General features: G+C 71.2%; 11 protein-coding genes. 3 read left to right on the forward strand and 8 right to left on the reverse strand.

The annotated features are described in order from the left end of the window. Positions 1 to 51: 51 nt before the first annotated feature. Positions 52 to 1,056 (reverse strand): 2-hydroxyacid dehydrogenase, encoded by a 1,005-nt coding sequence (locus MFF64_RS35865; protein WP_099908229.1) that lies wholly within the window; start codon positions 1,054 to 1,056, stop codon positions 52 to 54. 289 nt (positions 1,057 to 1,345) lie between these two features. Between MFF64_RS35865 and MFF64_RS35870 the strand changes: the two genes are divergently transcribed. Further along, the gene (locus MFF64_RS35870; RefSeq protein WP_207768256.1) at positions 1,346 to 1,921 is read left to right on the forward strand and encodes an SH3 domain-containing protein; all 576 of its coding nucleotides are present in this window, start codon (positions 1,346 to 1,348) and stop codon (positions 1,919 to 1,921) included. A 147-nt stretch (positions 1,922 to 2,068) separates the two neighbouring features. Here MFF64_RS35870 and MFF64_RS35875 read toward each other — a convergent pair whose 3' ends face one another. From MFF64_RS35875 to MFF64_RS35890, 4 genes are all read right to left on the reverse strand, one after another. After that, a complete protein-coding gene (locus tag MFF64_RS35875) occupies positions 2,069 to 2,329 on the reverse strand; it encodes a hypothetical protein (RefSeq protein ID WP_099908233.1) in 261 nt (86 codons plus the stop codon). Between the two features lie 149 nt (positions 2,330 to 2,478). Beyond that, positions 2,479 to 3,258, reverse strand: a complete 780-nt coding sequence (locus tag MFF64_RS35880; RefSeq protein WP_099908235.1) for a MetQ/NlpA family ABC transporter substrate-binding protein — start codon at positions 3,256 to 3,258, stop codon at positions 2,479 to 2,481. Positions 3,259 to 3,296: 38 nt separating this feature from the next. Next, on the reverse strand, positions 3,297 to 3,962 hold the full coding sequence (locus MFF64_RS35885) for a methionine ABC transporter permease (RefSeq protein WP_099908237.1): 666 nt from the start codon (positions 3,960 to 3,962) through the stop codon (positions 3,297 to 3,299). Then, positions 3,952 to 5,121 (reverse strand): methionine ABC transporter ATP-binding protein, encoded by a 1,170-nt coding sequence (locus MFF64_RS35890; protein WP_099908239.1) that lies wholly within the window; start codon positions 5,119 to 5,121, stop codon positions 3,952 to 3,954. Before MFF64_RS35890 ends, MFF64_RS35885 begins: the two co-directional genes overlap by 11 nt. 290 nt (positions 5,122 to 5,411) lie before the next feature. Here MFF64_RS35890 and MFF64_RS35895 point away from each other — a divergent pair, with 290 nt between their 5' ends. After that, positions 5,412 to 6,251, forward strand: coding sequence for an aldo/keto reductase (locus MFF64_RS35895; RefSeq protein WP_099908241.1), 840 nt, complete (start codon positions 5,412 to 5,414; stop codon positions 6,249 to 6,251). Between the two features lie 6 nt (positions 6,252 to 6,257). Here the strand turns inward: MFF64_RS35895 and MFF64_RS35900 are convergent, their stop codons facing one another. Next, entirely contained in the window at positions 6,258 to 6,788 is a 531-nt protein-coding gene (locus MFF64_RS35900; RefSeq protein ID WP_099908243.1) for a MarR family winged helix-turn-helix transcriptional regulator, read from the reverse strand. A gap of 182 nt (positions 6,789 to 6,970) precedes the next feature. Here MFF64_RS35900 and MFF64_RS35905 point away from each other — a divergent pair, with 182 nt between their 5' ends. Next, positions 6,971 to 7,396, forward strand: a complete 426-nt coding sequence (locus MFF64_RS35905; protein ID WP_099908245.1) for an organic hydroperoxide resistance protein — start codon at positions 6,971 to 6,973, stop codon at positions 7,394 to 7,396. 106 nt (positions 7,397 to 7,502) lie between these two features. Here MFF64_RS35905 and rdgB read toward each other — a convergent pair whose 3' ends face one another. After that, the gene (gene rdgB, locus MFF64_RS35910) at positions 7,503 to 8,135 is read right to left on the reverse strand and encodes an RdgB/HAM1 family non-canonical purine NTP pyrophosphatase (RefSeq protein WP_099908247.1); all 633 of its coding nucleotides are present in this window, start codon (positions 8,133 to 8,135) and stop codon (positions 7,503 to 7,505) included. Next, positions 8,135 to 8,848 (reverse strand): ribonuclease PH, encoded by a 714-nt coding sequence (rph, locus tag MFF64_RS35915; protein ID WP_099908248.1) that lies wholly within the window; start codon positions 8,846 to 8,848, stop codon positions 8,135 to 8,137. The genes rdgB and rph overlap by 1 nt, the downstream gene beginning before the upstream one ends. Between the last annotated feature and the right edge of the window lie 173 nt (positions 8,849 to 9,021).

The raw sequence follows: 9,021 nt of genomic DNA on the forward strand, positions 1-9,021 counted from the left end.
GATGCGCCGCTCGCCTTCGCATCGACACGTCGATGCGAAGGCGCGAGGGTATTACAGCATGCTGGGCAGGATCCGGTCCGGCGGCCGGTGGCCGTCGAGGAAGGTCTTGATGTTGATGATGACCTTCTCGCCCATGTCGACGCGGCTCTCGTGGGTGGCCGAGCCCATATGGGGCAGCAGCACCACCTTGCCGGCCTTCGCGAGCTTGACGAGGCGCGGGCTCACCGCCGGCTCCTGCTCGAACACGTCGAGGCCGGCGCCCGCGATGTCGCCGACCTCGATCAGGCGAGCGAGCGCGGTCTCGTCGATCACCTCGCCACGGGCGGTGTTGACCACCACCGCCTCGGGCTTGAGCAACTTCAGGCGCCGCGCCGAGAGCAGGTGGTAGGTCGCCGGCGTGTGCGGGCAGTTGACCGACACGATGTCGACCCGCGCCAGCATCTGGTCGAGGGATTCCCAATAGGTCGCCTCGAGCTCGCTCTCGATCCGGGCGCCGACCCGGCGGCGGTTGTGGTAGTGGATCGAGAGGCCGAAGGCTTTGGCGCGGCGGGCGAGAGCCTGGCCGATGCGGCCCATGCCGACGATGCCGAGGCGCTTGCCGGTGATGCGGCGGCCCAGCATCCAGGTCGGGGACCAGCCGCCGGACCAGGCATCCTCCGGGATGATCCGGGCGCCCTCGGTGACCCGGCGCGCCACCGACAGGATCAGCGCCATGGTCATGTCGGCGGTGTCCTCGGTCAGCACGCCCGGCGTGTTGGTGACCGTGATGCCGCGCTGGAGGGCCACGCCGACGTCGATATGGTCGACGCCGTTGCCGAAATTGGCGATCAGGCGCAGGTTGGGGCCGGCCTGGGCGAGGAGCGAGGCGTCGATCTCGTCCGTGACCGTCGGCACCAGCACGTCGGCCTCCTGGAGGGCCTGCGCCAGGGCGGCGCCGGTGAGCGGCGTGTCCTCGTGGTTGAGGCGCGCGTCGAACAATTCGCGCATCCGCGTCTCCACGACGTCCGGCAGGCGCCGGGTGACCACCACGAGCGGCTTGCGCTTCAACGACATGATCCCTCCCCTGCCCCCGGGCGGGCCTCCCGGCCTGCCCGCGCGGCCCCGACACGCGATGACGGGCGCTGCGTGCCACGAAGATTAAGCGACGCGGCGGCCCGGCGAAAAGCCCCGCCTTGGTGCGGGCCACAGGCGTCGTTACGCCCCGTTAACCATACTCCGGCGATAGGGGCCGGTACGCCCCTCGATCCGGCCGGGGCTCGACGCCCGGCGGCCTCTCTAGCAGAGGCCACCGGGAAGACAATCCGCGCCGCTGACCCTGTGCCGCCGGATGGGAGACCGACCGCAGATGCTCCACCCGCGCCTCCTCGTCGCTCTGCTGCTCGCCGCCCTGGCGACGCCCGCCGCCGCCGCGCCCCCGGCGCCCGCCGCCAACCCCGCCCCCGGCGAGATCGGCGTCACCATCGGCCCGGCGACGAAGCTGCCGCTGCCACGCTACGTCAGCCTGAAGACCGACCGGGTGAACCTGCGCGAGGGGCCGTCCAAGGACCACCGCACCCTGTGGGTGTTCCAGCGCGCCGGCCTGCCGGTCGAGATCATCGCGGAGTTCGAGACCTGGCGCCGCATCCGCGATTCCGAGGGCACCGAGGGCTGGGTGCTGCACTCGCTGCTCTCCGGCCGGCGCACCGCGGTGGTGCTGAACCGCGGCACCGACAAGGGCGCGCCTGTGCCGCTCTACGACCGGGCGGATCCGAGCAGCGGCGTGGTGGCGCAGCTCCAGGCCGGGGTGATCGGCAGCGTGAAATCCTGTGACAAGACCTGGTGCCGCTTGGTGGTGGCGCTGCCCCAGAAGCGCGGCGACGTCGACGGCTACATGCGGCAGGACCGGCTCTGGGGCGTCTACCCGGACGAGAAGGTGGACTGACGACGCCAGGACCGCTCGACTCGCGACACTGCGGCGCGGGCGCGATCGGGCGCGATCGAGCTGCCCCGTATGCGCGACGACGCGCCCGCCAGGCGGCTCGAGCAGCCGGACGAACGCGCCGAAACGGGATGAATTGTCTGGCTCGGCTCAGCGGGCGTGGTGGTGACGGTGCATGCGGCGCTGCTTCATCATGCGCTTCTTGGTGCGCATGGTCGGCTGCATGGTGGCGCGCGGAGCGGCGCCGACGGCCGGCGCGCCGCCGGGGGCACCCATCTCGCGCTGCACGCCGCCGAGCGGGCCGCCGGCCTGCGAGCCCGAGTTGTTGTAGGGCGAGCCGCCCTGCGCGAAGGCCGGAACGGCGGCGGCGGTGAGGACGGCCGCGACCAGGGCGGAAGTGAGGATCTTCATCGGGCACCTCGAGAGGTAAGGCCAGCCCGTCAGTCGGGCCGTGCTGAGAAGACGCGCACGGCCGCGTTTGGTTTCACGGCCACGTCGCAATCGACGTGGCCCTCTGTGGACAAGTTCCGAGCCAGGGGGCCGGATCCGTCCCGGTCGGCTCACCAGCTGGTGAGCACCGCGCCGCCGAACTTGCCCTCGATGAAGCTCTTCACCTCCGGCGAGCGGTAGGACTCGACGAGCGTGGCGACCCAGGGCTTGTCCTTGTCGGCACTGCGCACCGCGATCACGTTGACGTAGGGGCCTTTCGGCTCCTCCTTCAGGATCGCGTCAGAGGGCTTCAGGCCGGCCGCGGTGGCATAGTTGGTGTTGACCGCCGCCGCATCGACATCGTCCAGCGAGCGCGGGGTCTGGGCCGCGTCGACCTCGATGATGCGCAGGCGCTTCGGGTTCTCGGTGATGTCGGCGACGCTCGGCTTGAAGCCGACATTCGGCTTCAGCTTGAGGAGGCCCTTGTCCTGCAGGAGCAGCAAGGCGCGGCCGCCATTGGTGGGATCGTTCGGGATCGCGACCGCGCCGCCCGCCGGCACCGCGTCGAAGCTCTTGTGGCGCTTCGAGTAGACGCCCATCGGGAAGTTCACCGTCTGAGCCACGCTCTCGATCTTGTAGCCGCGATCGGCCTTCTGGTTGTCGAGATAGGGCTGGTGCTGGAACGAGTTGGCCTCGAGCTCGCCCGACGACAGGGCCTCGTTCGGCACGACGTAGTCCGAGAACTCGACCACCTGCAGGTCGAGGCCCTTCTTGGCGGCGATCGGCTTCACCGCCTCGAGGATCTGGGCGTGCGGGCCCGGCGTGACGCCGACGCGCACGCGCTGGCCTTGCGCGAGCGCCGGCAGGCTGACGGCGGTGAGGAGGACCGCCAGGGTGAGGGTACGCAGCATCGGGTTCACGCTCCGAGGGTAGTGACGGGGTAAGGGGTTCAGCCGTGGCGCAGGCGCTTGTTCATGCGCCGGGCCAGGCGGTCGCCGAGGGTCTGCACCAGCTGCACCAGGACGATCAGCACCACCACCACGGCGAGCATCATCTCGGGCATGAAGCGCTGGTAGCCGTAGCGGATGCCGAGATCGCCGAGGCCGCCGCCGCCGACGGCGCCGACCATCGCCGAGAAGCCGATCAGCGACACCACCGCCAGGGTGAGGCCGAGCACGATGCCGGGCAGGGCCTCGGGGATCAGCACCTTGATGACGATCTGCAGCGGACTCGCCCCGAAGGCCCGGGCCGCCTCGACGAGGCCGCCATCGACCTCGCGGATCGCGCCCTCGACGAGGCGGGCGATGAACGGCGTCGCCGCCACGGTCAGCGGCACGGTCGCGGCGGTGGTGCCGATCGAGGTGCCGGCGATCAGCCGGGTGAACGGGATGATCGCCACCACCAGGATGATGAAGGGCGTCGAGCGGGTGGCGTTGACGACGAGGCCGAGCACCCGGTTGAGCCAGGGCGCGGCCAGCAGCTCGCCGCGGCCGCTGGTGGCGAGGAAGACGCCGAGCGGCAGGCCGATCAGCGTGCCGAGGGAGGCCGCCACCGCCACCATCTGCAGCGTGTCGAGGGTGGCCTGGACGAGGAGGCGAAGGAGCTCAGGCGACATGGTGGGAATCCGTGACGGCGGGAGCGGCGGTCCGCTGCCAGCCGGCGAGGTCGAGGGTGCCGAGCATCTCCACGTCGAGGCCGCGGGCGGCGAGGAAGGCCTTGGCCCGCTCCACGGTCCCGGGATCGGCGGCGATGCCGACCACCAGGGTGCCGAACGGGCGGCCGGCGATCTCGTCGACCGTGCCGGACAGGATGCCCGCCGGGATGTCGGCGTCGCGGGTGAGCTGGGCGAGCACCGGATCGGTAGCGTGCGGCCCCCGGAAGGTGATGCGAAGGACCGCCTGCTGCCCCTCCCCCGCCACCAGGCCGGGGCTGAGACGGGCGGCGAGTGCCGGCGGCAGGGTACGGCCGGTCTCCTCGTCGAGGAAGGTGCGGGTGATCGCGGCTTTCGGCCGGGTGAAGACCTCGAACACGTCGCCCGTCTCGGCGATGCGACCGCCATCGAGCACCGCGACCTCGTGGGCGATCGCCCGGATCACCGCCATCTCGTGGGTGATGAGCAGGATCGTCAGGCCGAGCTCCCGGTTGATCCGGCCGAGCAGGTCGAGGATCGAGCGGGTGGTCTCCGGGTCGAGGGCCGAGGTCGCCTCGTCGGAGAGCAGCACCTTCGGGTTGGTGGCGAGCGCCCGGGCGATGCCGACGCGCTGCTTCTGCCCGCCCGACAATTCGGCCGGATAGCGGTCGGCCTGCGGCCCGAGCCCGACGAGGTCGAGGAGCTCCGCCACCCGGGCGCGGATCGCGGCCTTGTCGTAGCCCGCCACTTCGAGGGGCAGCGCGACGTTGCCGGCGGCGGTGCGGGCCGAGAGCAGGTTGAAGTGCTGGAAGATCATGCCGATGCCGCGGCGCTCGGCCCGCAGGGCGGATTCCGACAGGCTCGAGATCTCCGCCCCGGCGACGATCACCCGGCCCCGGCTCGGCCGCTCGAGCCCGTTGACCAGGCGGATCAGCGTCGACTTGCCGGCGCCCGAGCGGCCGATGACGCCGAGCACCCGGCCGCGCGGCACGGAGAGGTCGATGTCCTCCAGCGCCGTCACCGCGCCAGCGCCGCGGCGCGCCGTGTAGGTCTTCGCCACGCTCTCGAGCCTGACGAGCGCGTCGGACTCGCCGAGCCGGTCGCTCAGGTCCACCGGCGCCGGCACGCGGACGGGGGCCGTCACGGCGCGCGGGTCCGGGCGGTCGGGGAGGCGGGAGCGGTCATTGGGGTCCTTCAGCGAAAGGTCTCAAGCCGGATGGCGGGCCGGCACAGAACCCGGAAGCGGACTTTCTGTCAACCGGAATGTTCTTTTTGAAGAACGCGTCTGGGGAGAAGGTCTTTTTTCCTCTCGGGAGCGCCGCATCCCGCACCCCGACCCGCGACGATCCGTAAAAAACCGTGCATTCTCCGGGATCTGCCCTTGTCCTCCGGGTGCCGCACGCCCCAGGACGGCACAGATCGCAGGAGCGCGCGATGCGACGGCAACCCTTCGGACGCACCGGGCCCACGGTGCCGGTGATCGGGCAGGGAACCTGGTACCTCGACGAGGGCGAGCCCACCGTGGCGGCCGCCGCCCTGAGGCGCGGGCTCGATGTGGGGATGAGCCACGTCGACACCGCCGAGATGTACGGCGAGGCCGAACCCCTGATCGCCGAGGCGATCGGAGACCGGCGCGACGAGGTCTTCCTCGTCTCGAAGGTGCTGCCGGGACACGCCTCCCGCCGCGGCACGGTCGAGGCCTGCGAGCGCTCGCTCAAGCGCCTGCGCACCGATCGGCTCGACTGTTACCTCCTGCACTGGCGCGGGCCCCATCCCCTGGAAGAGACCTTCGCGGCCTTCGAGGACCTGGTGCGAGCGGGCAAGATCCTGTCCTGGGGCGTCAGCAACTTCGACGCCGATGACCTCGACGAGGCTCTGGCCGTGGCGGGTCCCGACCGCATCGCCTGCAACCAGGTGCTCTATCATCTGGAGGAGCGGGCGATCGAGCATTCGGTCCTGCCCTGGTGCCGGCGCCACGGCGTCGCGGTGGTGGCCTACAGCCCGTTCGGCCATGACAGCTTCCCGGGACCCGCGACTCCGGGCGGCCGGGTGCTGGCGGAGATCGCGGAGAGCCACGACGCCACGCCGCGGCAGGTGGCGCTGGCGGCGCTCACCCGCGGCGACGGTGTCCTGACGATCCCGAAGGCCTCGAGCCCGGCCCATGCGGCGGAGAATGCCGGGGGCGGCAGCCTGACTTTGAGCGAGGCCGAGTTCGCCCGGATCGACGCGGCCTTCCCGCGCGGGCCGGAGCCGCGGCAGCTACCGATGCTCTGACGCCCCTCAGGCCGCCCCGCGATCCGGCGCCGCAGCCGCGTGCAGGCTGTCGCGCAGGGCCAGGATCTCGTCGCGCAGGGCCACCAGCCGCTCCGCCGGCCGGCCCGCGGCGCAAACGATCTCGTGCGGGAACGGCGTCGCCTTCTCGCGCAAGGACGCGCCGGCCTCGGTCAGGCTGATGCGCATCAGCCGCTCGTCCTGGGCGTCGCGGGCCCGGCTGACCAACCCCGCCGCCTCCAGGCGCTTGAGCAGTGGCGTCAGAGTGCCGGAATCGAGGTAGAGGCGCTGACCTAGGGTCTTCATCGTCTGCCCGTCCTGCTCCCAGAGCAGGAGAAGCACCAGGTATTGCGGGTAGGTCAGGCCGATCCGGTCGAGGAGGGGCTTGTAGATCCGATTGAAGGCGTGGGCCGCCGAGTAGACCGCGAAGCAGATCTGGCTGGAGAGGAGCAGGTCGTCGGCCGTGCCGGCGTTTTGGCCGGCGTTCTCGCCGGTGTCTCGCCGGTCGCCGTTTCGGCCGTGCGCGTCGATCTCGGACATGTCCCGCTCCTCAAAGGGGCTCCGTCGAGCGGGGCCTGACCGTAGCCCCGGCAACAATCCGTGTCCGAGGCCGCTCCGATCATAGCCAGGGCGGCGCACAAAAACAAATTGCGCACAACCTAAATTCGATCTATGACCGTGCTGCGGCGCGCCAAGGCCGCCCCGACTTGAGGAGAGCCCCGATGTCCGTCGACGTGAAGTACACCACCCAGGCCACGGCGACCGGCGGTCGCGATGGTCGCGCGCAGACCCAGGACGGCAGCCTCGACGTCAAGCTGTCGACCCCCAAGGAGCTCGGCGGCGCCGGCGGCGCCGGCAACAACCCCGAGCAGCTCTTCGCGGCCGGCTACGCCGCCTGCTTCCTCGGCGCGATGAAGTTCGTCGGCGGCCAGGAGAAGATCGCCGTCCCGGCCGACACCACCGTGACCGCCAAGGTCGGCATCGGCCCGCGTTCCGAGGGCGGCTTCGGCATCACGGCCGACCTGACCATCTCGCTGCCGGGTCTCGACAAGGAGACCGCCGAGACGCTGGTCGAGAAGGCCCACCAGGTGTGCCCGTACTCGAACGCCACCCGCGGCAACGTCGATGTCGGTCTGACCGTCGCATAGCCTTACGTAACCCGCGAGAGGGCACGGCGCCGCCGTTCCCGCTCTCGACATGACAAAGGCGCCCTCCCCTCGGAGCGGGCGCCTTTTCTCGCTCGGCCGGTCTCGGTCAGCCGGGCCGGCGCAGGCAGGCGGCGGCGAGCGCCAGGAAGGCGCGGGCGCGGTGCGACAACGCCTGGCTGGTCGCCCAGTCGATGCCGTGCTTCTCCTCCGAGCTGAGTTCGCCGAAGGTGAGCGGGCTCTCGTCCGGCTTGAACATCGGGTCGTAGCCGAAGCCCTTGTCGCCGCGGGGCGGCCAGACCAGCTCGCCGAAAACCCTTCCCTCGAACAGCTCCTCGTGTCCGTCCGGCCAGGTCAGAACCAGGGCCGAGACGAAATGCGCCCGCCGGCCGGTGGCACCGCGCGTGGTCAATTCCCGCTCGATGCGCGCCATCGCGCCGGAAAAGTCCTTCGAGCCGCCGGACCAGCGGGCGGAGAACAGGCCCGGCGCCCCGTCCAGCGCATCGACGCAGAGGCCGGAATCGTCCGCGAAGGCGGGGAGACTCGTGGCGTTCGTCGCCGCCCGCGCCTTGATGGCGGCGTTCTCGGCGAACATCGTACCGGTCTCATCCGGCTCGGGCAGGTTCAGCTCGCCGGCCGAGACCGCCTCGACGCCGAAGGGGGCCAGCAACTCGCGCATCTCGCGCAGCTTGCCGGCATTGTGGGTCGCGATCACGACCCGCCCGGTGAGGAGCCGGGCCATCAGCCGATTGCCTGCTTCTGGAGCGCCACCAGCTCGGCGACGCCGGTCTTGGCGAGGCGCAGGAGGCTGAGGAATTCCTCTTCCGAGAACGGCTTCACCTCGGCGGTGCCCTGCACCTCGACGATGCCGCCGCTGCCGGTGATGACGAAGTTGGCGTCGGTCTCGGCGCCGGAATCCTCGGCGTAGTCGAGGTCGAGCACGGGCGTGCCCTTGTGGATGCCGCAGGAGATCGCCGCGACGTGGTCGCGCATCGGGTCGACCGAGATGATCGAGCGGCCGCGCATCCAGGTGAAGCACTCGTGCAGCGCGACCCAGGCGCCGGTGATCGCCGCCGTGCGGGTGCCGCCATCGGCCTGGAGCACGTCGCAATCGACCACGATCTGGCGCTCGCCCACCGCCGGCAGGTTGACGACGGCGCGGAGCGAGCGGCCGATCAGGCGCTGGATCTCCTGGGTGCGGCCGGAGGGCTTGCCGGCATTGACCTCGCGCCGGTTGCGGTCGTGGGTCGCCCGCGGCAGCATGCTGTACTCGGCGGTGACCCAGCCCTTGCCGGAGCCGCGCAGCCAGGACGGCCCGCGCTCCTCGAGCGATGCGGTGCACAGCACCTTGGTCTCCCCGAAGGTGACGAGGCACGAGCCCTCGGCGTAGCGCGAGACGCCCCGCTCCAGCGTGACCTTGCGCAGCTCGTCGGGGGCGCGCTTCGAGGGGCGCATGGGCAACTCCTGTCCAGGGCGCCGCGCGACAGGGGCGCGACGCTTAGATCCGCGGGGGCCGCGCGCTCTTAGGCGCTGGCGCCGGGAGCGGCAAGGGGAGCCTGGACGGGAGGAGATGTCATACCCTCGCGCCTTCGCATCGACGCGAAGGCGACCGGCGCATCAGCGCCGGC

This window comes from Methylobacterium frigidaeris, from assembly GCF_022179185.1.
Taxonomy (GTDB): domain Bacteria; phylum Pseudomonadota; class Alphaproteobacteria; order Rhizobiales; family Beijerinckiaceae; genus Methylobacterium; species Methylobacterium frigidaeris.

Bases quoted from the DNA above. Each gene is read 5' to 3' on its own strand.
- MFF64_RS35870 (WP_207768256.1), top strand. From the start codon at position 1,346: ATGCTCCACCCGCGCCTCCTCGTCGCTCTGCTGCTCGCCGCCCTGGCG.
- MFF64_RS35875 (WP_099908233.1), bottom strand. From the start codon at position 2,329: ATGAAGATCCTCACTTCCGCCCTGGTCGCGGCCGTCCTCACCGCCGCC.
- MFF64_RS35880 (WP_099908235.1), bottom strand. From the start codon at position 3,258: ATGCTGCGTACCCTCACCCTGGCGGTCCTCCTCACCGCCGTCAGCCTG.
- MFF64_RS35885 (WP_099908237.1), bottom strand. From the start codon at position 3,962: ATGTCGCCTGAGCTCCTTCGCCTCCTCGTCCAGGCCACCCTCGACACG.
- MFF64_RS35895 (WP_099908241.1), top strand. From the start codon at position 5,412: ATGCGACGGCAACCCTTCGGACGCACCGGGCCCACGGTGCCGGTGATC.
- MFF64_RS35900 (WP_099908243.1), bottom strand. From the start codon at position 6,788: ATGTCCGAGATCGACGCGCACGGCCGAAACGGCGACCGGCGAGACACC.
- MFF64_RS35905 (WP_099908245.1), top strand. From the start codon at position 6,971: ATGTCCGTCGACGTGAAGTACACCACCCAGGCCACGGCGACCGGCGGT.
- rdgB (WP_099908247.1), bottom strand. From the start codon at position 8,135: ATGGCCCGGCTCCTCACCGGGCGGGTCGTGATCGCGACCCACAATGCC.
- rph (WP_099908248.1), bottom strand. From the start codon at position 8,848: ATGCGCCCCTCGAAGCGCGCCCCCGACGAGCTGCGCAAGGTCACGCTG.